We start from the raw sequence: 20280 nt of genomic DNA, 5'->3' as shown, positions 1-20280 counted from the left end.
AAGACGACAACTGGTACAGCCGAGCGACCTTCCACCGTCAGGCCCTCGCTTCGAGTGCGTGAGATGGCGCTCGTGGGGTACAGAGCGTGCATCTCGCGGTCCCGATGATTGACGCGACCCTAATTGGTGCTGGCTGTGCGCTCGCCCTCTCCCTTGCGGTCGGACTGGTAGCCCACGAGTGGGCACACGCGACAGTCCTTCGGCTCGCCGGGGTCGATTACGCCATCTCGTATCTTCCCGGCCGACCCGATGGAATTGTGGGACTGGTAACGACCCATCCGTGGGCCGTCGTCGTCCCCCGCCCGACTGGACACGAACCAGCCTGGGTCCTTCGTCTCGCCGCGCTTGCACCCGCTGCGCTTGCCGTTCCCGTCTTCGGACTGGGGCTGGCTGGCTCCGTGTCGATCGACACGCCGGTTGTCGCTGCCACCGCCATCGGCTGGCTCGCCTGTGCGCTCCCCAGCCCACAGGACTTCTCCGTTGCGTTTTACGCCGACCGACTCCTCGAGCGATCCCGCACATTGAACACGGCGACCGGTCCTCGCGCCGACTGACGGTCGTCGTTCGGTCGCCGTGTTCGGACAGCGACGGGACACGAGCATCATCGCCGACTGAGACGGACTTCTGTCAGTCAGTTCCGGCGCACCCACACGCCCCGTCATGCGGGCCCGCCGGGACATCGGGACAGCAGACCGTATGACCCCCCCATCCCCGATCGCACGACAGCACTCCGATCTGCTCGTCGCTCGTCTAGTTGGGCAGATCGAGATCGAACGCACCAGTCGACCACGCGTGTGCGCTCGTAACGATTGCGAACGCGACGAGGACGACCCACGCCCCGACGAGTCCGGTGATCGGAACGATGTCTGCGGTGATTGCCGCCATACCCAGTCCGCAGCAGACGACCGTTCCCGCGTATCGCCGCGGCCACCGGGGAGGCGAGGCGGGTTGAGACGGCGGCTCGAGATACGGTTGCAACTGCTTGATATGCGGCGTCGGCTCGACCCAGCCGCGGTCTTTGTCGTAGTTGACGATGCCGTGGTTGTCGAGTTTCGGGAGGTGTGACTGATACAGCGAGATGTAGACACGCTGGCGTTCATCGGAGGTCAGGTTGTCGACGGTCGTTTCTTGTTCCCAGGCGGCGACCTGTTCGGCGAGGTCCCGCAACCGAACCCGGTCGTCCGCGGTACGAAGGTATCGAAGCACGTCCCGCCGGCGTTGTGTTTGAAGCAGATGGTAGATCTCGTCGAGCGAAAGGTCAGCCGAATTCGCAATCGACTCGGATGTTCGCGGCGATTCACCGACGGCATCCGTCCGACTACGTCCGATCACGTGGATTCCCAGACTGACGTATTCTTGTTCAACAAATAAAACTACGCACTCGTACAACCGTGAACCCGGTATCACCGTGAGAACGCAGGAGACGGGCCGTGGGACGAGCCGCGATGAGTCCCACAGTAACGCGATCAGACAGCCACGAACGATCGCGAGCCGTGATTGAGCATGGGTGATCCACCGATACGAACCGCACTTCTCGGTGACTGATACGGTCTGCTGTCAGTCAGTGCCGGTGGGGCCGCGACCCGTCCTGCGGGCCCACCGGGACATCGGGACAGCAGACCGTATGAGCGGTCGGCATCACGCCGACAATCAAAATATTGGTTTATCCAGTAATAAGCTTATCTATTGGCGTAATTACGGCGTTTCGGTTGGGAAAGGAATTGAATGTACAGCATCTGGGGCCACTATATGGAGACGGTCGTCTTTGGACAAGGACGTCAGCGACACCGAGACACGCTCACGGCAAACTGTAGACTGTCCAACCACGCGCACAGTGACACTTTACTACCCACCGCCCGTCAGCACCGCGTGCGAGTGAGTGACGGTGTTACCGGTCGATTTCTATCGGTGCGGTTCGCTCGGATAGCTCGGCACTGACGAGGGCGGCGTGACTTCGCCGGAGCCGTTCCGACAGCGCCTGATGTGAAATGCCCAGTTCCGCGGCTAACTCCTTGAGCGTCACCCCTCGCGGAACGTCGAAGTAGCCGAGTTCGTGGGCCTTGCAGACGGTCTCGTACTGTGTTTCGGTCAAGGGTGTCTGTGCCCGTGCGAGGTCGTCAACGCCGCTGATCCGAGTGACGGTGACCCGAAACTCGTATTGCTCGAGCAACTCGTGGCACGCCGACACCGATTCCCGGTCGTGAAAGAGTAACTTCACCACCCACCGCCCGTCAGCACCGCGCGCTGTCAGGAGCGCCCCGTCGTTCTCGGTGACGATCTGTTCGAACAGTTTCACGCCGTCTCCAAACTCGAGTCGGAACAGCCAGCGATCGTTCTGGCTCGTGACCGCGCTTTCGTCCGTCGCGGAGCGCTCATCGTCGTCGGCGACGCTCGCGACGACCTCGACCGAGGGGTCGTCCTCGAGCGCATGCTTGACTGTCTCGTGATCCGGCCCGTTCGTCCAGACGAGCGGTGCCGACCCACCGATCATCCCACCGACCTGAAACTCGAACGTCGACACTCGATCGAACGTCCGGGCGAAGCCAAGCCGTGCAGCCGGAATCTCGAGTTCGACGACTGTGGTCATCACCGAAGCCCACCACGGTGACGTATAGACGGATTTGGTTTCCGGTAGCCTTTCCCGCCACCCAATTCCAGCGACTGTCATGTTCTCGTGACTTCTCACGACACTCATTAATCGATTCTGAGGTGTCTTCGGCGGCAGCAGACTGCCGTCACCCAGTAACGGTGTGTATTCGACTGCTAAACCATACACAATCAACCATTTTCGAGACTGGCGGGATCGGTGCGTTATCAACCATTCTCATTTCCTGTAATTATCGGACACTTACAAGTAGTCCCGACTCCTTGGTCAGCATAGCCAACGGAAATTGGCTGACAGGGAATGCAGGTATGCGGCGTTTTTTCTCGCTCGCTGTAACGGCTTACCGGTGGAGCCGCACAACGGGGCTGGTCCCATCGCGGTCGAGTTCGACGAGCCCGTCCGACTCGAGGTCCGCGAGCAGCCCCTCGAGCCACTCGCGGCCGTACTCGCCGTCAGGGGTGTAGTCGACACGAATCCGATGTCCGAGCGTGTCGAACTCGAGTTCGTCGTACTCCCGGAGCGTGGCGATCACACGGCCCCGGAACTGTCGGCGACTCCCCTCGAAACTCGGCTGGGTGGGGACGTCGGGGGCAGTGAAATCACCGCTGGCGTAGGCGCCACACCACTCGCGCCAGGGACAGCCGGCCTCGTCACAGCGTGGGGTTTGCTCACAGGCGACGCCACCGAGTTCCATGATCGCGTTGTTCCAGACCCGTGAGCGACCCGCAGGCATGAGGTCAGTCGCGGCGTCCTCGAAGGCTCCGTCGTCGTCCGGCACGTCGAAGGCGCGATAAAGCACGCGTTTGACGTTCGTGTCGACGACTGCCTCACCGTTGTTGAACGCGAAACTCGCCACCGCGTTCGCGGTGTAGGGGCCGACACCCATTAGCTCCTGTAGTTCGTCGGGGGTGTCGGGGAACGACCCATCGTATTCCGACTCGACCTGCTGGGCAGCCTCGTGGAGGTACTTCGCCCGATTGTTGTACCCCAGACTGTGAGCCGTCCAAAAGCTCACGACATCCGCGCGGTCGGCCGCGGCCAGCGCAGCGGTCGTCGGCCAGCGCTCGAGGAATGCTTCCCAGGCATCGACGACACGGCCGAGCTGGGTCTGCTGGCTCATCACCTCGCTGACGAGGATCGCGTAGGGATCGTCGGTCTGCCGCCACGGAAAGTCGCGATGGTCGGCCTCGTACCACGCGATCAGCGCCTCGCGAACCCCCTCGAGATCGTCGGGCAACGCCCACTCCTGGGCCCCTGCTGTCATCGACGGGGGTTGGGCCGTCGGCTGTAAGTGGGTGTCGCAATCCGCTGGCCTGCACACGACGCATCCCCGTGATTTTCTCGAACATCATCTATCACGATCATGTCCTCGTGATCGCTCGGCCCGACGCTGATCGCCATCGGCGTTGGGATTATCGTCGTCCCGTTTCTCGTCATGTTCTTCCTGGCGATCGGTCCCCTCGGCTGGGTTCCCCTTGGCGGCGCTGTCGCCATCCTTGGAATCGCCGCCTCGCTCCGGGAATCGCTCGGCTACGACGACGTCGACCGCAGCGGTCGGATCAACTGCGACGACTGTGGAGCACGGATCGATGTTGACGCTGACACTTGCGAGTACTGCGGTACTGCCCGGTAAACCAGAGCGGCAGCAGACACCGCTACTGTCGCCGCCTGACTCGACCACGAAAGGTCTATCCGGCCCGCACCAGTCCCCTCTCGTATGAGTCTCGACGATTTGACCGACGACGTGACGGACTCCTACTCGAGCATCGGCGGCGAACTGGCCGTCTCGCTCGACCGCGAGACACGCAACGAACTCGCCTTGCTCGAGACGGCACTCGAGCCCGAGGAAACGGACGAACTCGTCCGCCGGGCGATTCACATGCTCTTTCAATCGACCGTCGACACCGGCAAACTCGATTTTCAGCTGCGGACGGCCTACGACGTGACGTATGACGAATACCTCTCTGGGATGACCTTCGAGGAGATGACCGGTGCGAACCAGTACCCGTCGATGGACGACGAACGCCGCTACCAGTTCTAACGCTATCGCGGCCACTTACGACCGGGACGCGACCGGCGTGACTACGTCACTACGTCAACCCATCTCTATGTGTTCTAGGCACAATATATACTTTGGCCAACATAAGAGGTGCGCTTATCAGTACGCGATTCCTCGCGTCGCACATGGCAATCAGTCAACGCTCATCCGACACCGACTACCGCTGTCCCGACTGTTCGGGCGTACTTACGGCCCGATACGACTCGCTGGTCTGTGACGACTGCGGCTACACGCCGCGCCACGGTGCCGACTAACCGATCGCTGGATAACGCGAGTGAACAGTACAGTTACGAAGCCGAAAAGGGACTTCTATCACTCCCTCCGAACGACCTTAGTCGTCGATCGGGGCCGCACTCGAGAGCGCTTCGTCGATGTCGGCCTCGGCCATCTTCTCGACTAAGGCGTCGATGACTTCCTCGCGCTTGCCGGAGACGAACTTGATCGAGCCGACGACGAGGTGACCGCCACCGGAGACGCCGCCACCTGCGATTTCGGCCTCGAGTTCCGAGACCATGTTGGGGATGTCGAGGCGGACGCCGTCACTGCGGAGCACGGCGAAGTCCGGACCGTAGCCGACCGTGATCACCGGGTCGCCGGTCTCCTCGATCTTGCGGTCGTGGATCTCGCCGGTCGTCTTCCCCGGCGCGGGGTAGGTAAAGCGGTGGGCGTAGTTCTCGACGTCGATTCGGTAGAGGTGCGCGCCGTTCTCGAGCGTCTCGTGCTCGAGATGGGGCATCGCGGCCTCGAGTTGTTCGTCGACTTCCTCGCGGCCGCGCTCGGCGAAGAACTCGACGAGTTCGCGGTGGCGCTCTTCGTCGCCGTTGGCGATCTGAAGCAGGTCTTCGATCAGCTGGTCGCCGGAGTTATAGCGCAGCCAGAAGGCGGCGTAGTCGAGTGCCTCGCTGACGTCCTGCAGGCGGTCCTCGTCGTAGCCTTCCTCGACGGCGAGTGCGAGGTAGTCGTCCATCGCGTCGGCCTTCGAGCGATCCGAGATGCCGGCGACGGCGGGAATGTGGCGCAGGTCGTCGGTGAGGTCGGGGTAGATCATCCGCGCGAGTTCGACACAGAGCATGCCCGTCGTGATCCGGTAGTCCTCGTCGTGGAGATACGGGTTGACGTGGGCGTCGAGTAAGTCCTCGACGGCCTCGGGGTCTGGGTGGTGGTGGTCGACGACCGCGATCGGGATGTCGTAGTGAGCCAGCGTCTCGTAGGCCGGGACGTCTTCGGCCGTCGAGCCGTTGTCGAGCATGAGCAACAGCGGCAACTGCTGGCCGTGTTTCTCGCGATCCTCGAGCGCGAAGTTGAGGTCGCGCGTCGCGTCTTCCATCTCGTAGAACGGCGCTTTCGCGGGCAGACGCTTGATGAGGTGCCGTGGCGCGTCCTCGTCCTCATGGACATCGGCGATGAATCGCTCTAAGGCGATCTGGACGGGGACCGCGGCACACATCCCGTCGCCGTCGGCGTGGTGGCGCACGCGGATGGGGCGTCCCTCCAGCACCGTCCGGCGGAGCAGTCGGGCGACTTCTTCGAGGCTCGGCCGCAGCTTCTCGAAGGCCGGCCAGTCGATCAGTGGGGCGACCTCGTGGGGTTCGGCGCGGGCTTCGAGCGCTTCTTCGAGTCGCTCACGCGCTTCCTCGGCGTCCTCGCCCTCGAGTTTCGAGAGTCCCTCGACTTCGACCTGGACAGAGTCTTCGCGGTGTTCGGGCGTGCCGGTGACGCGAACGACATCGCCGATCTCGATGGCAGGGTAGGCACGAACGCCGGCCTCCTCGAAGGCAGCGCAGGGAACGACGCCGTTCTCGTCGGCGACGTGGAAGATCGTCGGACCGCCGGTCTGTTTGACCTGTGTCACCTCGCCCTCGAGGTGAATCTGTTCGCCGAGGTTGTCCTCGAGGCGGTGGGTGCCGGTCAGCGAGTAGTCGTGGCCGACTTCCTTGACGGTGTAGTCGTCTATTTCGACCGGTTCGAAGGCCATGTCGCCGTTCTCGCGGACGCTCTCGAGTTCGACGACGAGTTCGTCGCCGACGGCGAAGGTGCCCTCGAGGACGGACTCGTGGACGAGCCCGGAGACGGAATCGGAGAGATCGACGAAGACGCCGTAGTCGACGATGCCGTTGATTTCGGCGAGGTAGGGACGGTCTTGCTCGACGTCCTCGGCGGTACAGTCTGGAGCGAGATCGTAGACGACGGAATCCCCGTCGTCTGCGCCGGGTTCCCCGGCGGAGTCACGTGTCATCTTGGTCTGCTGGTTGGAGGCGGTCGCGTATAACCCTTGTCAAGAAGGTATCCTGGCTCGAAACGCCGTCGTCGAAGTCGTGGTGAACAGTAGCTACAAGGGCACCCGTCGGGATCACCCATGCATGGATATCTCACACCCGCCAGCGGAGGGTGACGAGTACACGTTCGCACGGACGTTCGACCACGATGACGTCCGCGAGTTCGGCGAACTCTCGGGCGACCAGCAGCCGATCCACACCGAACCCGACGAGCTGGATCGGTTGACCGTCCAGGGGCTGCTCACCGCGACGCTGCCGACGAAGATCGGCGGCGACCTCCGCTATATCGCACGGAGCATGACCTTCGAGTTCGTCCAGCCGGTCTATACCGGCAAGCGGATCACCTGTACGGTACGCCTCGAGTCGGTGACCGAACGCGACGGCTACTACGACGTAGAGAGTGCGGCGGTCTGTACCGACGAAGACGACGAGGNATCACCTGTACGGTACGCCTCGAGTCGGTGACCGAACGCGACGGCTACTACGACGTAGAGAGTGCGGCGGTCTGTACCGACGAAGACGACGAGGTGGTGCTGAGAGGTGAGATCGACGGCATCATCCCGATGGACGCCGTTTCTGAGGCGGCGTAGGCCACAGGGTTCGTCCAACGGCAACGATCAGGGACGGGGCCAGCAGCATCGGAACGTTTAGCACTCGCAAAGCCCCAGTGAGAGACATGGGGCTGTTCGACGCGCTGTTTCGCTCGAGCGAGATTCTCGGTATTGCCGAGGAAACCCTCGAGTTCGCCCTCGAGTCCTCCGAGGAGACACACCCAAACGAGTACATGGGGTTTCTCCGGGGGACCGAGGCCAAGCGGCTGGATCTTGACCGGGACGGCCTGGTCATTACGGACATCCTCGTGGTGCCCGGAACCGAGACAAACAGCGTCAGCGCGACGGTCAAGACGAACCAGATTCCAAACGACGTGAAGGCGCTGGGAAGCATTCATTCCCATCCCAACGGCGTAATCCGCCCGAGTAACGCGGATCTGGACACGTTCGGCCGCGGGAGCGTCCACGTCATTATCGGCGCACCCTACCGACGAACGGACTGGAAAGCCTTCGACTCGCAGGGGAAGCCGACCCAGTTGAACGTCCTCGACGTCGAACTGCCCGAGACCGAGGCGTTCTTCGATTTCACGCAGGCGGATATCGACGAGGAACTGCGATGATGAGATCTTGTATGCTCGAGACGATGCCATCCCGACCGACGACGGAACCGAGCGTGAGACAGCCATGACGCGAACGGTGATCGCACAGGGGACCTTCGACATCCTCCACCCTGGTCACGTCCACTATCTAGAGGAGGCAGCCGCGATGGGCGACGAACTATACGTCATCGTCGCGCGCAAGGCGAACGTCGACCACAAGGAAAAGCCGATCTGTCCCGCGACACAGCGCCGCGACGTCGTCGACGCACTCGAGGCCGTCGACGAGGCCATCCTCGGCCACGAGGAGGACATTTTCGTCCCGATTGAGGAACTCGATCCCGACGTAATCGCACTCGGCCACGACCAGCACCACGACGACGAAGCGATTCGCTCGGAACTCGAGCGCCGCGGGATCGACTGTGAGGTTTGCAGAGCGAGCGCCGGCGAGCCAACCGATGACGACCAGTTGCTGTCGACGCGGCTGATCATCGATCGGATCCTCGACCGGCGCGGATAAGCCCGGGTTGCGGACGGCGTCAATTCTCGAGGACGACCGGCGGCGGCAACCGGAGCGACTCGACGGTGTGTCCCGTTTCGACGAAGTGCTCGATTGCTTCCTCCGAGACCTCTTTTTCGGTGTCGCCATCGGTAGTACTACGCTGCCAGTCGCACTCGAGACAGTACTTGATCATCGGTCGGTCTATCTGCTGATCGTTCACATGGACGGGAAAGGCCCGTGCAGGAAATCGAAGGGACCGGCACTGGCCGGGTTCCGCGACGGCCAATACCACTCGAGTCCGTCGGTTAGTCGTCTTTGACGCCGGGATTCGTCACCGCACCGTTTTCTGCCGATCCGAAGTCACGGCCGAACTTTGCCAGGACGCCAGTCTCGTAGTTGGGGTCGGGCTGGTCCCACTCCTCGCGGCGGGCTTCGAGTTCCTCGTCGGAGAGATCGACCTCGAGCGTGCGGTCTTCGATGTCGATCGTGATCACGTCGCCGTCCTCGATGAGGCCGATCGGGCCGCCGGCGAACGCCTCGGGGGCGACGTGGCCGATCGAGAACCCGCGCGTCGCACCGGAGAAGCGTCCGTCGGTGATGAGCGCGACGTCCTCGGCGTGGCCCTGGCCGGCGACCGCGCTCGTGACACCCAGCATCTCGCGCATGCCGGGGCCGCCCTGTGGCCCCTCGTTGCGGATGACGATCACGTCGCCGCTCTCGACGTGGCCCTCCTGGACGTACTGCATGGCGTTTTCCTCGCCTTCGAAGACGCGAACGGGGCCTTCGTGGTGGAGGTCGTCCGAGCCCGTGACCTTGAGGACCGAGCCACCGGGTGCGAGGTTGCCCGTCAGAATGCGGATGGCACCCTGCTCGTCTTTCGGCTCGTCGACGGTATAAAGGAAGTCGACGTCGAGGTCCTCGATCGACGGTAGGTCGAGCCGCTCGAGTTCCTCGCCGATCGTGTTGCCTGTGACCGTCAGCGCGTCGCCGTGGAGCAGGTCGGCCTCGTAGAGGGCGTTTAAGACGACCGGAATGCCGCCGACTTCGTGGAGGTCGTTCATCACCCGCTGGCCGCCGGGCTGAAGGTTGGCAATCTTCGGGGTGCGCTGGCTGACCTCGTCGAACTCCTCGATATCGAGATCGATGCCGGCTTCGGCGGCCATCGCCAGCAGGTGGAGGACGGCGTTGGTCGAGCCGCCGATGGCGACCTGCAGCGCGATGGCGTTCTCGAAGGACTCCTTGGTGAGGAAGTCGGAGGGTTTGCGCTGTTCTTCGACGACCTCGACGGCCAGTTCGCCGGCCTCGCGGGCGACGTCGTAGCGCGACTCGGCCTCGGCGGGCGGGCTGGCGCTGCCCAGCGGGGCAAAGCCGAGTGCCTCCGAGATCGAGGCCATCGTGTTGGCGGTGAACATCCCACCACACGAGCCCGCGCCGGGACAGGCGTGGCGCTCCATCTCGTCGAGTTCTTCGTTGGACATCTCGCCGTCGGCGACGGCACCGACGCCCTCGAAGACGTTCTGGACGGTGACCTCGCGTCCCTCGTGTTCGCCGGGCATGATCGAGCCACCGTAGAGGAAGATACTGGGGAGGTCCGTCCGGATCGAGGCCATCATCATCCCAGGCATGTTCTTGTCACAGCCGCCGATGGTGACCAGCCCGTCCATGCGCTCGCCGAAGGAGACCAGTTCGACGGAGTCGGCAATCATCTCCCGGGAGATCAGCGAGGCTTTCATGCCCTCCGTCCCCATCGAAATCGCGTCCGAGATCGTGATCGTTCCGAACTCGATGGGCATGCCGCCAGCCTCGTCGATCCCGGTGAGTGCGGCGTCGGCGACATCGTCTAAGTGAACGTTACACGGCGTGATGTCCGCTGCCGGATTCGGCACGCCGATCATCGGCGCGCCGAAGTCCTCGTCGTCGAACCCCATCGCACGGAACATCGCTCGGTGTGGGGCTTTCTCTGCACCCTCGGTCACCTCGCGGCTCCGTAACTCCTCGTCTTTGCCGTAGTCGAACTCGCTATCGCCGCTCATAGTCAGACCTTACGTTGAAAGGCCATAAGTCACCCCTTCTCGGTCAGCCCTTCCCAAGTCAGCGGTTCGGCCGAACACGTTTGGATCGAGACCCGGGGATATCGTTCGTGGTGCCGACCCCCACCGACCGGCAGACGAGTCAGTGTCAGACCGACAGCACTCGTTGCCACCGTCGAAACCCCCTTCCCGAGGGCCTCCATAGCCGGGAGCAAGATACCGATCATGACGACCGCGACCGTCAGCGTTGGCGCACGACTCCACGTTGGCTTCCAAAACCTCTCGCTCGCCCGCGAGCGACTCTACGGCGGCATCGGCGTCGCGCTCGAGGAGCCGCGGGTAACCATCACCGCCGAACCGGCCACCGACATCAGGACCGACGACGAGTTGGTCAGCCGGTACGCACGCCGGGCCGTCGACGTGCTCTCCGTTCCCGGCGTCGCGGTCACGCTCGAGGAGTCACTGCCACGCCACGTCGGCCTGGGCAGCGGCACCCAGCTGGCGCTGGCGGTATTGACGGCGACAGCCCAGGCCCACGGTCTCGAGGCGCGCGTTCGCGAGCACGCCCCGGCGATGGGCCGGGGCGGCCGCAGCGGTGTCGGTGTCGCCACCTTCGAAGACGGCGGGTTCGTCGTCGACGCTGGCCACCCGACGGCGCGGTTTACGACCGAGCCGCCAGCCGAAGGCGACTGGACGGTCCCACCGGTCGTCGCCCGCCACGACCTGCCCACGGAGTGGCGCTTTCTCGTCGTCGTCCCCGATGCAGACTCTGGCCGTAGCGGCGACGACGAGGACGCAAGTATGCGTGCGGTCGTCGAACGCGCCGATCCCGCCGTCGCCGATGAAATCGCCTGCGTCGTCATCCGGAAACTATTGCCCGCTGCTGCTGCAGGCCGACTCGAGGCTTTCGGCGAGGCGATCGCCGAAATCGGTCGCAAGAACGGTGTCTGGTACGCCGACGCGCAGGGTGGCGTCTTCCGACCACCTGCAGGCGCACTCGTCGAATCGCTCGAGAGTTGTCCGGTGCTGTCGGGCGTCGGCCAGTCGTCGTGGGGGCCGGTCGTCTACGGCGTCACCGACGTCGCTCACGCCGGGGAAGCCGAGGCCGCGGCACGAGACGCACTGGCCGACCACGGGCTCGAGGGACGGGTTATCCTCGCGGAACCGGCACGACACGGGGCTCGGGTTTGCACGGGCGGCGATCGAAGGCAGGCGTGACCGACCCGCTGTGTGGTGTGTTCGGGACGGCCTGACGCGACCGGCTCGAGCGAAGTGGAGTCTTTTTGCGTGCCGAGTTCGTAGGCCCACGACATGCAGTTTTGCGACGATTGCGGTTCGATGATGAAAGCCCAGGGCGACCGCATGATCTGTACGAACGACGAGTGTGGGGCCTCGAGCGAACGGGACCGCGAGCAGGAAGACGCGTTCGTCACAACCGAGTCACAGACCGACGACGACGTGATCGAATCCGACGAGAACGCAAACTTCGAGGGGAAACCGAAGGCCACCGACGTCGTCTGTGACGAGTGTGGCAATCAAGAGGCGTGGTACACGCTCAAACAGACCGCCTCCGCGGACGAGCCGCCGACGCGGTTCTTCAAGTGTACCGAGTGCGGGAAGAAGTGGCGCGGCTATAATTAACACTGTCTTTTCAGCAGCTTCGACTACTGGTGGCGATAGCCGGTTGTTCGACGATTGGTTAGGTATGTGGTACCAATACACAAGGAATAAGCAGTGGGTCTTCATACAGTGCGTATGGACGCGATAGATCGGCCGACGTTTGCGTCTGAAGCCAGCAGGCGAATTTACGAGTACGTCGAACGACACGGGACCGTCGAACGCCACAAACTCCGTGACGTCGTCTCGCTTCCGTCCGAGGAGTTTCAGGACCGACTCGAGGAATTGAAAACGGACGGGTATCTCGAAGAGGATGGCGGCACGCTCCGAATCGCACTCGAGTTCGGGGCCATCGAGAAACACGACTTGGGAAAGTTCACCGTCACCGTTCGACCCGCACGCCAGCGAGACTTCGACGGCCTCATCGAAACCATCCGTGACGTCACCGCAGAGGAGACCTACGTCGTCGCCGAGACGATCGCTGAGCAACTGCTATATGAACACACCGTCAGCAGACACAACGCGGTGGAGTCCCGGGTGTTCTTCGTCGCGACCGTCGACGGCAACGTCGTTGGCTGGACCCACCTCGATCTCCACCAGGTCGATCCGGTTCGCGAAGTCGCCCAGCAGACCGTCGGCGTCCGCAAAGCCTACCGGGGACATGGCATCGGGAGCACGCTCTTACAGCGGGGGATCGAGTGGGCCGAAGCCAACGGCTACCGCAAAGTCTACAATAGCGTGCCGGTCGTCAACGACGGCGCGCTCGAGTTCCTGACCGCACACGGGTGGAACACCGAGGCGATCCGCAAGGATCACTACACGATCGACGACGAGTACGTCGACGAAGTGATGATGGCCTACGAACTCTAACCGTCGCTGGCGGCCCGTCGATCGATCCCACGTCGGGCGCAACGTTCACGTCGGTTCGCACGAATCGACGGGTAGACGAATGTCCGATGGCCCGCGGTTGCCGGGCGTCGAGCACGAGGACGACGAGGACCGCATCGTCTGTCACGTCGACGCCGACTGTTTCTATGCGTCCTGTGAGCGATTGCGCGAGCCCGACCTCCGCGGCGAGCCTCTCGTCGTCGGCATGGGCTACGAGGCCGGCGAGACTGTCGGCGCGGTCGCGACCGCCAGCTACGAGGCTCGCGAGTTCGGCGTCGAGAGCGCCCAGGCCATCTCGACGGCTCTCGAGCGACTGCCCAGACGCGCAGCGCACGAGGCCGGCGAGCTGGACGACGCGCTCGAGCGTGCGGATACCGGCTACTACCGACCCGTGGACATGGACTACTACGAGTCGGTCGCAGCCGACGTCCGCGAGATCCTCCACGACTGTGCCGACGTGGTCCGCGAGGTCAGCATCGATGAGGCCTACCTCGACGTGACCGACCGCACGGCCTGGGAGGTTGCCGACGGCTTCGGCCGTCACATCAAGGACCGAATCCGGCGGGAAGTCGGCGTCACCGTCAGCGTCGGCGTCGCCCCAACGATGAGTGCGGCCAAGATCGCCAGCGACTTCGACAAACCCGACGGGTTGACGGTCGTCAAGCCGGGCGAACTGCGGGACTTTCTCGAGCCGCTCGAGGTCGACTTGCTCCACGGCGTCGGCCCTGTAACTGCCCGCGAGCTTCGGGAGCTGGGGCTGGAGACGGCCGGCGATGTCGCCGCGGCCGATCCGGAGCCGCTGGTCGAGCGCTTCGGCGAGCGCGGCCGGGAGCTATACGATCGCGCCCGCGGGGAGGACGACCGCCGCGTCGAGCCGAAAGGTGACCCCAAGAGCTTCTCTCGGGAGTCGGCCTTTGCCGAGCCGGTCACGGAGCCGACCCCGAAGTACGACCAGATCGAGACGCTCGCGGCGGCCGTCGCGGATCGCGCACAGCGAGAAGGCGCACTCTACCGGACGATCGGCGTCAAAGCCGTCACGCCGCCGTACGACGTCAACACGCGCGAGCGATCGCTGCCCGGCCCGGTCGACGATCCCGAACTCGTCGACCGGATCGCTCGCGACCTCTTTGCCGAGTTTGAGGCCGAACCCGTCCGCAAACTCGGCGTCCGGGTGGCAAACCTCGAGTTCGCGGCCACCGATCAGGCCAGCCTCGAGGGCTGGGAGCGAAACGGGGACGAGCCTGAGCCGAGCAGTGAGCCGTCCGGTGAGACTGCAACGAGCGACGAGCACGTGGCCGGACAGTCGTCGCTGACTGATTTTTCGTGAGGTACCACCACGCTGGCCGCCTGTCCGATCGCGTGCCAGTGAGACGGACAGGACTCCGAACTGAATCGAACATTGAAATTATAACCCATGGCCAACAATCTGGAGATAGACGATATCGTCTCTACGCTCACATGACAGAAGACTTCTACGACCTTCTCGAGATCCCTCCTGACGCCTCTCAGGACGAGATCAAAGCCGCCTATCGCGAACAGGTTCGGGTCTATCATCCCGACCTGAACGACGACGACCGTGCGCAGGCCCAGTTCACCGCGGTCAAAACCGCCTACGATATTCTCGGCGATCCGGTCGAACGACAGGCCTACGACCGACTCGGTCACAAAGACTACGTCGCCAAACGGACCAGCGGCCTGCCCTCGCCCGACGTCTGGAAAAGCAACGATGGAGACGACGAGGAAACCGACGGGACGGAACTGAACTATTCGGAATCGGAGACGAAATCGGCCGCCGAAGCGACGGCCGGTTCCGGAACGGCTAGCTCGAGCGCGAGCGCGTCGAATCGCTCGTCGACCGCAAACGCTGGTGCGACCGGCTCGACAACGGGCTCGACAGCGACCGGCACCGCCAGCGCGAGTACGACCGGCACTGCACAGCGTACCGCGAGCGCGACCGGAACAGGGACCGGGACCGCCGGAGGGAGTGACACGGGGACGGCCGGGCGGACGACGAGTGCTGCAGGCGAAACGGCTCACGGAACCGGCGGCTCGAGCGAGAGGGACACCCAGACCGGCGCACGATCGGAGACGGCCGGCAACCCCGTCATTCGCTGGTGGCGTCGACAGAACCTCTCGTTGCCACTGCTCTGGCTGTCGCTGTTCGTGTACGTTGCTGGCCTCGGTCACTTCGCGCTCGCGAACGAATCGACACTTGCAACGCTTTGGGCCGACGTGCGCGCGCTCGGGGCGGATCCGTCGGGAATCTTGGCGTTGCTCTCGGCGAGTCGCCACGGACTCGAGACGACCGTGGCGTTCGTCCGGGGTGTCGAGGTCGTGGCGTCGCCGCTGGAATCGACGCTGTGGTACGCCGCGATGGCGGGTGTGGTCGCGCTCGCAGTGGCTGCGCTGCTCGTAACACGCATCGTCCGCCGGGAGAATCCGTGGGGTGCAGTGACGATCGACGAGACGATCGTCGTCGCGCTCGCGCTGGGGGTAACGACGACGCTGGTCGGCGGGCCACTGCTCGCAGGAGCGGTTCTCATGCCGCTGTTGTTCGGCGTGATCGTCCGCCACACGAGGCGACTGCCCGGCTGGACGCCGTCGTATTTGTATGTCGTGCCCGTGCTCGCCCCGGCCGCAGGGTTCGTCGCTGCGACAGTGGACGCAGCCTCGCTGCCCGTCGATCTCGCCGCGTTCGTCTTCGTCCCGCTGTTCGGCGGGTTGGCGCTGCCGGTGCGAGCGACTATCCGGAAACACTTCGGTCGCTGATACGAGCGCTGTCACTGTATCCCGGCAGTCCACACGACAGGTTGTGGGTGCGCCGACACTGACCGACAGCGGTTCATCGGAAGTCAGGAATTCGCGGGCTCGAGCGACGCTCGCGGGCCGATCTCGCCGGGCAGTTCTCCGTACCGAACGGTTAAAATGCGACAGGGGTCAATGTGTCGCATGGCCAAATATTCGACCGGTTCGTCCGGCGGCGGTGGCGGGACGAACTGTGAACTCTGTGGTGCCGAGAGCGACTCGCTTCGGCTCGCGTCGGTCGCGGGAGCCGAACTCGAGGTCTGTCCGGACTGTGCACCACACGACGATTCGCAGACCCACGGCCGGGACCGAACGCGAAGCGAGGGGGACGCGAGCGGTCGCCGCTCGAGCGACGAGCCAAGTCGCAAACAGAAGGCTGCCCAGAACGTCGCGAAAGCGAACCCGGTCTGGGATGGCGACTCCGAACACTGGGAAAGCGAGGGCACGAACTACGATGACGATCCGCTCCCATATCTCGTCTCGGACTACGGCGAGGCCGTAATCGAGGCCCGCCGGGACGCCGGTCTCCAGCGCGAGGAACTCGCTGAGGAACTCGGCGCACCGGAGACGGACATCCTCGCCGTCGAACAGGGTCGTGCGACCCAGGCCGGCATCGGTGGCGGCCTGATCACGGCGCTCGAGGAGCGTCTCGACGTGACGCTGGCGGAGTAAGCACCTGTTTTTGGATTCGAAGACAGCCACCTTGGGCAGACTTTTAATGCCAGCTGACAGACTGTGACCGATAACCGGGCAACGGGCGGCGGCGGAGCCCTACGCCACGCGGTTCGAGACCGAAGTGACGTCGATCGACGGCCGGCGCGTCTAGCTCGAGGCGGTCGGCGACGAACTCGAGGACGTGTACGTGCCACTGGAATGTCGGACCTGACCCCGGATCGCTCGAGGGGAGAGTCAATCGAACCGGTCGCCACTGTCACGTTTCGTCACTGATCTGTTCCCAGAGGTTACACCAGTCTTCGACTGCGACGTAGCCTTCGACTTTCGCACAGGCACCCCACGTGTCTCCGTTCTGGTCGGGAATGAACTCCGCACAGTTCCCACAGGATTGGCCTGGGGGTGCCGTTTCCGCTGCGATCGCCTCGACGGACTCCATGAAGTTCACGTCCGCTTGTGTCTGCAGGTCGTCGGGATCACGCTGCTCACCGGCCTGCGAGGACGCCGTTCGGTACTCGTCCGGAACCGCAGCCGTGGCCAATTCGTCTTCGGATAGCCCGTCTGGAACTGACGGTTCGGGCAGTTCCTCGTAGATCGTACACCAATCCGCGCCGTCGATGTAGCCTTCGACCTCCGCGCAGGCACCGAACGTGTCGCCGTTCTTGTCGGGGATGTAGTCGGCACAGTTCGCACAGCACATGCCCGGCTCGTGTGCCGAGTATTCGTCGGCCTCGTCGTACTCCGAGAAGCCAACGTCCGCTTTCGCGGTCAGGCCGTCGGGATCTCGTTCTTCGTCACCGAGCGACAGCGCCGTCCGGTATTCTTCCGGCACCGGGCCGCGTTCGAACTCCTCGTCTGAGACGCCCTCCGGGAGTTCTTCCTCGGCTTCCGAATCTGCCTCTCCGTTTTCGTCTGTCCCGTCCTCTCCGCTATCACCATTGCCCGTGTCATCGACGCATCCGCTCAACCACACGATTCCTGCGGTGCTGCCAGCAGTGGCAGCGAGATACGCCCGCCGATTCCACTCATCGATGTCGTCAGGCCACTGTTCAGGCGTGTTATCACCCACCATAGTAATTCTCTCTCTCCTGTGAGCATAAATGACAAGGGTACACACATCCGATTGTGACCTTCCGGTCGGCGTGTACCTCGTGGTTCCCAGCAGTCGTTTACTGCTCGGCCACGTGTGGGTCACCTTGCTTACGGAGGGTGGAAACTATTACTATCTTAGGAGTGAACGGAATCCCATGGGCATCGACTACTCTCAGTTACACGACCCGAACGCCGAGTACACGATGCGGGATCTCTCGAGCGAGACGATGGGGGTCACGCGCGAGCGCGGCCAAGGGCGGGATGTCGAGATCATCGACGTCCAGACGACGATGGTCGACGGTAACTTCCCGTGGACGCTCGTGCGGATCTACACCGACGCGGGGATCACCGGCACTGGCGAGGCCTACTGGGGTGCCGGCGCGCCGGAACTGATCGAGCGGATGACCCCCTTCCTGCAGGGTGAGAACCCGCTCGACATCGACCGGTTGACCGAACATCTCGTCCAGAAGATGTCCGGCGAAGGCTCGATCGGCGGCGTCACCGTAACGGCGATTTCGGGTATCGAGGTCGCGCTGCACGATCTGGCCGGGAAGATCCTCGAGCTCCCAGCCTACCAGCTCCTCGGCGGCAAGTACCGCGACGAGATGCGGGTCTACTGTGACTGTCACACCGAGGAGGAAGCCGATCCGATCGCCTGCGCGGACGAAGCCGAACGCGTCGTCGAAGAACTGGGCTATGACGCCCTGAAGTTCGACCTCGACGTACCGAGCGGCCACGAGAAGGATCGCGCGAACCGCCACCTTCGCCCTGCCGAGATCGAACACAAGGCGTCGATCGTCGAGGCGGTCACCGAACGCGTCGGCCACCGAGCCGACGTCGCCTTCGACTGTCACTGGACGTTCTCGGCGGACAGCGCCAAACGGCTCGCAAAACGCTTGGAAGAGTACGACGTCTGGTGGCTCGAGGATCCTGTCCCGCCGGAGAACCACGATGTTCAGCGGGAGGTCACTCAGTCGACGATGACACCGATTACTGTCGGCGAGAACGTCTATCGCACGCACGGCCAGCGCCGACTGATCGAAGAGCAGGCTGTCGATATCATCGCACCGGACATGCCCAAAGTCGGCGGGATGCGTGAGACCCGGAAGATCGCCGATCTGGCGGACCTCTACTACGTTCCGGTCGCGATGCACAACGTCGCCTCGCCGGTCGCGACGGTCGCAAGCGCTCACGTCGGCGCGGCGATCTCGAACGCACTGGCAGTCGAATACCATTCCTACGAACTCGGCTGGTGGGAGGAGTTAGTCGAGGAAGACGTCATCGAGGACGGCTACATCGAGATTCCAGAATCTCCCGGACTGGGCGTCACGCTCGATATGGACGCCGTCGAAGCGCACATGGTCGACGGCGAGGAGCTCTTCGACGAAGCATAGGTCTCGACCCACGCCTCGAGCGCCGATCGATCACGCCTCGCCGTCTCCACATCGGATGACTGTGCTGGTCGTCCCTTTATGCCGCTTGTCGGGGTCGCTATGGCCATGTCTTCGGAACACCCAACCCGCAGACGAGCGCTGCGGATGATCGGGGCGACCGTGGCAGTCGGCGGACTCGGCGTCGGCTCGAGCGTCGCACAGGACGAGGGAGACGGTGACGACGGGGTCGACAGTCCGTATACGGCGGTGTATCGCGACACGATCGATTCCGTCGTCCTGGTGACTGTTGCTGGTCCTCGTGGCCGTGGCGGCCTCGGGTCGGGGTTCGTCATCGACGAGCAACACGTCGTGACAAACGACCACGTCGTCTCGAGCGCGACCGACGATGGGGTCGAACTCCAGTTTAACACCGAGGAGTGGCGCACCGCGTCGATCGTCGGTACCGATCCCTACAGCGATCTCGCCGTCCTGCGTGTCGAGAACATGCCCGACGCTGCGTCCGGACTCTCGATCGTCGACCGCGAACCCGCCATCGGCCAGGAGGTGCTCGCCCTCGGTAATCCGTTCGGCCTCGACGCTTCGATCTCGCAGGGGATCGTCAGTGGTGTGGATCGGGTACTACCCAGTCCGTCCGGGTTCTCGATACCGGCTGCGATCCAGACCGATGCACCGGTCAACCCAGGCAACAGCGGCGGCCCGCTCGTGAGTCTCGAGGGTGAGGTGTTCGGGGTCGTCTTCGCCGGTGCCGGACAGGCGATCGGCTTTGCGATCTCGCCGCGACTTGCCAACCGGGTCCTTCCTGCGCTCATCGAGGACGGCACGTACGAGCACCCGTACATGGGCGTCGCCGTCCAGCCCGTCGGGCCGGAGATCGCCGACGCGGTCGGTCTCGAGGATGCGACTGGTGTCCTCGTCGTGGAAGTCGTCCCGGACGCGCCCGCCGCCGATGTCCTCGAACCGGCGATCCCCGGCCAGCCCAGCAGCGGCGACGTGATCGTCGCGATCGACGGCCAGCAGGTGCAAAATCAGGCACAGCTGTTGTCGTACCTCGCGCTCGAGACTGCACCCGGCGATACGGTCGCCCTCACAGTCGTTCGGTCGGGTGACGAGCAGTCGGTCGAAGTGACGCTGGACTCGAGGCCGGAATCGCAACTACCACAGACGCCGATCGGCCCCGAGCGATGAGTCGGTCT

General features: G+C 63.8%; 23 protein-coding genes. 16 read left to right on the top strand and 7 right to left on the bottom strand.

Going from position 1 to position 20280, the window contains the following annotated elements; translation table 11 throughout:
* The first annotated feature begins 104 nt into the window (after window positions 1-104).
* Window positions 105-554, top strand: coding sequence for a hypothetical protein (locus C476_RS10680; protein WP_008012708.1), 450 nt, complete (start codon window positions 105-107; stop codon window positions 552-554).
* A 196-nt stretch (window positions 555-750) separates the two neighbouring features.
* Here C476_RS10680 and C476_RS10675 read toward each other — a convergent pair whose 3' ends face one another.
* The 3 genes from C476_RS10675 to C476_RS10665 all read right to left on the bottom strand — a co-directional run bounded on the left by C476_RS10675 (window position 751) and on the right by C476_RS10665 (window position 3869).
* On the bottom strand, window positions 751-1332 hold the full coding sequence (locus C476_RS10675) for a DUF7344 domain-containing protein (RefSeq protein WP_008012706.1): 582 nt from the start codon (window positions 1330-1332) through the stop codon (window positions 751-753).
* A 556-nt stretch (window positions 1333-1888) separates the two neighbouring features.
* Entirely contained in the window at window positions 1889-2587 is a 699-nt protein-coding gene (locus tag C476_RS10670) for a helix-turn-helix domain-containing protein (protein WP_008012705.1), read from the bottom strand.
* A gap of 358 nt (window positions 2588-2945) precedes the next feature.
* Window positions 2946-3869, bottom strand: a complete 924-nt coding sequence (locus C476_RS10665; RefSeq protein ID WP_008012701.1) for an HhH-GPD family protein — start codon at window positions 3867-3869, stop codon at window positions 2946-2948.
* A gap of 171 nt (window positions 3870-4040) precedes the next feature.
* On the opposite strand from C476_RS10665, the gene C476_RS10660 reads away from it, so the two are divergent.
* The 3 genes from C476_RS10660 to C476_RS19660 all read left to right on the top strand — a co-directional run bounded on the left by C476_RS10660 (window position 4041) and on the right by C476_RS19660 (window position 4918).
* Window positions 4041-4238, top strand: coding sequence for a hypothetical protein (locus C476_RS10660; protein WP_008012698.1), 198 nt, complete (start codon window positions 4041-4043; stop codon window positions 4236-4238).
* An 84-nt stretch (window positions 4239-4322) separates the two neighbouring features.
* The gene (locus C476_RS10655; RefSeq protein ID WP_008012697.1) at window positions 4323-4646 is read left to right on the top strand and encodes a hypothetical protein; all 324 of its coding nucleotides are present in this window, start codon (window positions 4323-4325) and stop codon (window positions 4644-4646) included.
* A gap of 143 nt (window positions 4647-4789) precedes the next feature.
* Window positions 4790-4918, top strand: a complete 129-nt coding sequence (locus tag C476_RS19660) for a hypothetical protein (protein ID WP_008012696.1) — start codon at window positions 4790-4792, stop codon at window positions 4916-4918.
* A 77-nt stretch (window positions 4919-4995) separates the two neighbouring features.
* Here C476_RS19660 and C476_RS10650 read toward each other — a convergent pair whose 3' ends face one another.
* Window positions 4996-6900, bottom strand: a complete 1905-nt coding sequence (locus C476_RS10650; RefSeq protein WP_008012695.1) for a DHH family phosphoesterase — start codon at window positions 6898-6900, stop codon at window positions 4996-4998.
* Window positions 6901-7024: 124 nt separating this feature from the next.
* Here C476_RS10650 and C476_RS10645 point away from each other — a divergent pair, with 124 nt between their 5' ends.
* The 4 genes from C476_RS10645 (at window position 7025) to C476_RS10635 (ending at window position 8607) form a co-directional block, all read left to right on the top strand.
* Window positions 7025-7405 (top strand): hotdog family protein, encoded by a 381-nt coding sequence (locus tag C476_RS10645; protein WP_008012694.1) that lies wholly within the window; start codon window positions 7025-7027, stop codon window positions 7403-7405.
* Window positions 7402-7530 carry a hypothetical protein gene (locus C476_RS19655; protein WP_275039677.1) on the top strand — a complete coding sequence of 43 codons (129 nt, stop codon included), beginning with the start codon at window positions 7402-7404 and terminating at the stop codon, window positions 7528-7530. The genes C476_RS10645 and C476_RS19655 overlap by 4 nt, the downstream gene beginning before the upstream one ends.
* An 86-nt stretch (window positions 7531-7616) precedes the next feature.
* On the top strand, window positions 7617-8111 hold the full coding sequence (locus C476_RS10640; protein ID WP_008012693.1) for a Mov34/MPN/PAD-1 family protein: 495 nt from the start codon (window positions 7617-7619) through the stop codon (window positions 8109-8111).
* A 64-nt stretch (window positions 8112-8175) separates the two neighbouring features.
* A complete protein-coding gene (locus tag C476_RS10635; protein WP_049911762.1) occupies window positions 8176-8607 on the top strand; it encodes an adenylyltransferase/cytidyltransferase family protein in 432 nt (143 codons plus the stop codon).
* Window positions 8608-8626: 19 nt separating this feature from the next.
* Here the strand turns inward: C476_RS10635 and C476_RS18960 are convergent, their stop codons facing one another.
* A complete protein-coding gene (locus C476_RS18960; protein ID WP_008012691.1) occupies window positions 8627-8782 on the bottom strand; it encodes a hypothetical protein in 156 nt (51 codons plus the stop codon).
* Between the two features lie 112 nt (window positions 8783-8894).
* Entirely contained in the window at window positions 8895-10622 is a 1728-nt protein-coding gene (gene ilvD / locus C476_RS10630; RefSeq protein ID WP_008012690.1) for a dihydroxy-acid dehydratase, read from the bottom strand.
* 222 nt (window positions 10623-10844) lie between these two features.
* Between ilvD and C476_RS10620 the strand changes: the two genes are divergently transcribed.
* The 6 genes from C476_RS10620 (at window position 10845) to C476_RS10595 (ending at window position 16601) form a co-directional block, all read left to right on the top strand.
* The gene (locus tag C476_RS10620; protein ID WP_008012689.1) at window positions 10845-11837 is read left to right on the top strand and encodes a beta-ribofuranosylaminobenzene 5'-phosphate synthase family protein; all 993 of its coding nucleotides are present in this window, start codon (window positions 10845-10847) and stop codon (window positions 11835-11837) included.
* Between the two features lie 93 nt (window positions 11838-11930).
* Entirely contained in the window at window positions 11931-12260 is a 330-nt protein-coding gene (locus C476_RS10615) for a transcription factor S (RefSeq protein ID WP_008012688.1), read from the top strand.
* 114 nt (window positions 12261-12374) lie between these two features.
* Window positions 12375-13106, top strand: a complete 732-nt coding sequence (locus C476_RS10610) for a GNAT family N-acetyltransferase (RefSeq protein ID WP_008012686.1) — start codon at window positions 12375-12377, stop codon at window positions 13104-13106.
* A gap of 79 nt (window positions 13107-13185) precedes the next feature.
* Window positions 13186-14451, top strand: coding sequence for a DNA polymerase IV (dinB, locus tag C476_RS10605; RefSeq protein ID WP_008012685.1), 1266 nt, complete (start codon window positions 13186-13188; stop codon window positions 14449-14451).
* A 131-nt stretch (window positions 14452-14582) separates the two neighbouring features.
* A complete protein-coding gene (locus tag C476_RS10600) occupies window positions 14583-15893 on the top strand; it encodes a J domain-containing protein (RefSeq protein ID WP_008012683.1) in 1311 nt (436 codons plus the stop codon).
* Between the two features lie 180 nt (window positions 15894-16073).
* Window positions 16074-16601, top strand: a complete 528-nt coding sequence (locus tag C476_RS10595) for a helix-turn-helix domain-containing protein (RefSeq protein ID WP_008012681.1) — start codon at window positions 16074-16076, stop codon at window positions 16599-16601.
* A 259-nt stretch (window positions 16602-16860) separates the two neighbouring features.
* Here C476_RS10595 and C476_RS17835 read toward each other — a convergent pair whose 3' ends face one another.
* On the bottom strand, window positions 16861-17673 hold the full coding sequence (locus C476_RS17835; protein WP_008012680.1) for a high-potential iron-sulfur protein: 813 nt from the start codon (window positions 17671-17673) through the stop codon (window positions 16861-16863).
* A gap of 175 nt (window positions 17674-17848) precedes the next feature.
* On the opposite strand from C476_RS17835, the gene C476_RS10585 reads away from it, so the two are divergent.
* Together C476_RS10585 and C476_RS10580 are read left to right on the top strand one after the other, a co-directional pair.
* The gene (locus tag C476_RS10585; protein ID WP_008012678.1) at window positions 17849-19087 is read left to right on the top strand and encodes a mandelate racemase/muconate lactonizing enzyme family protein; all 1239 of its coding nucleotides are present in this window, start codon (window positions 17849-17851) and stop codon (window positions 19085-19087) included.
* Window positions 19088-19192: 105 nt separating this feature from the next.
* A complete protein-coding gene (locus C476_RS10580; RefSeq protein ID WP_241430485.1) occupies window positions 19193-20272 on the top strand; it encodes a S1C family serine protease in 1080 nt (359 codons plus the stop codon).
* Window positions 20273-20280 lie beyond the last annotated feature (8 nt).

The organism is Natrinema limicola JCM 13563 (assembly GCF_000337475.1).
GTDB classification, from domain to species: Archaea; Halobacteriota; Halobacteria; order Halobacteriales; family Natrialbaceae; genus Natrinema; species Natrinema limicola.
Note: the sequence above shows the minus strand (reverse complement) of the source record. Positions and strands in the feature narration are given on the sequence as shown.

Bases quoted from the DNA above. Each gene is read 5' to 3' on its own strand.
- C476_RS10585 (WP_008012678.1), top strand. From the start codon at position 17,849: ATGGGCATCGACTACTCTCAGTTACACGACCCGAACGCCGAGTACACG.
- C476_RS10595 (WP_008012681.1), top strand. From the start codon at position 16,074: ATGGCCAAATATTCGACCGGTTCGTCCGGCGGCGGTGGCGGGACGAAC.
- C476_RS10660 (WP_008012698.1), top strand. From the start codon at position 4,041: ATGTTCTTCCTGGCGATCGGTCCCCTCGGCTGGGTTCCCCTTGGCGGC.
- C476_RS10635 (WP_049911762.1), top strand. From the start codon at position 8,176: ATGACGCGAACGGTGATCGCACAGGGGACCTTCGACATCCTCCACCCT.
- ilvD (WP_008012690.1), bottom strand. From the start codon at position 10,622: ATGAGCGGCGATAGCGAGTTCGACTACGGCAAAGACGAGGAGTTACGG.
- C476_RS18960 (WP_008012691.1), bottom strand. From the start codon at position 8,782: ATGATCAAGTACTGTCTCGAGTGCGACTGGCAGCGTAGTACTACCGAT.
- C476_RS10650 (WP_008012695.1), bottom strand. From the start codon at position 6,900: ATGACACGTGACTCCGCCGGGGAACCCGGCGCAGACGACGGGGATTCC.
- C476_RS10665 (WP_008012701.1), bottom strand. From the start codon at position 3,869: ATGACAGCAGGGGCCCAGGAGTGGGCGTTGCCCGACGATCTCGAGGGG.
- C476_RS10680 (WP_008012708.1), top strand. From the start codon at position 105: ATGATTGACGCGACCCTAATTGGTGCTGGCTGTGCGCTCGCCCTCTCC.
- C476_RS10640 (WP_008012693.1), top strand. From the start codon at position 7,617: ATGGGGCTGTTCGACGCGCTGTTTCGCTCGAGCGAGATTCTCGGTATT.
- C476_RS17835 (WP_008012680.1), bottom strand. From the start codon at position 17,673: ATGGTGGGTGATAACACGCCTGAACAGTGGCCTGACGACATCGATGAG.
- C476_RS10620 (WP_008012689.1), top strand. From the start codon at position 10,845: ATGACGACCGCGACCGTCAGCGTTGGCGCACGACTCCACGTTGGCTTC.
- C476_RS10610 (WP_008012686.1), top strand. From the start codon at position 12,375: ATGGACGCGATAGATCGGCCGACGTTTGCGTCTGAAGCCAGCAGGCGA.
- C476_RS10580 (WP_241430485.1), top strand. From the start codon at position 19,193: ATGTCTTCGGAACACCCAACCCGCAGACGAGCGCTGCGGATGATCGGG.
- C476_RS10600 (WP_008012683.1), top strand. From the start codon at position 14,583: ATGACAGAAGACTTCTACGACCTTCTCGAGATCCCTCCTGACGCCTCT.
- C476_RS10670 (WP_008012705.1), bottom strand. From the start codon at position 2,587: ATGACCACAGTCGTCGAACTCGAGATTCCGGCTGCACGGCTTGGCTTC.
- C476_RS19660 (WP_008012696.1), top strand. From the start codon at position 4,790: ATGGCAATCAGTCAACGCTCATCCGACACCGACTACCGCTGTCCCGAC.
- dinB (WP_008012685.1), top strand. From the start codon at position 13,186: ATGTCCGATGGCCCGCGGTTGCCGGGCGTCGAGCACGAGGACGACGAG.
- C476_RS10655 (WP_008012697.1), top strand. From the start codon at position 4,323: ATGAGTCTCGACGATTTGACCGACGACGTGACGGACTCCTACTCGAGC.
- C476_RS10615 (WP_008012688.1), top strand. From the start codon at position 11,931: ATGCAGTTTTGCGACGATTGCGGTTCGATGATGAAAGCCCAGGGCGAC.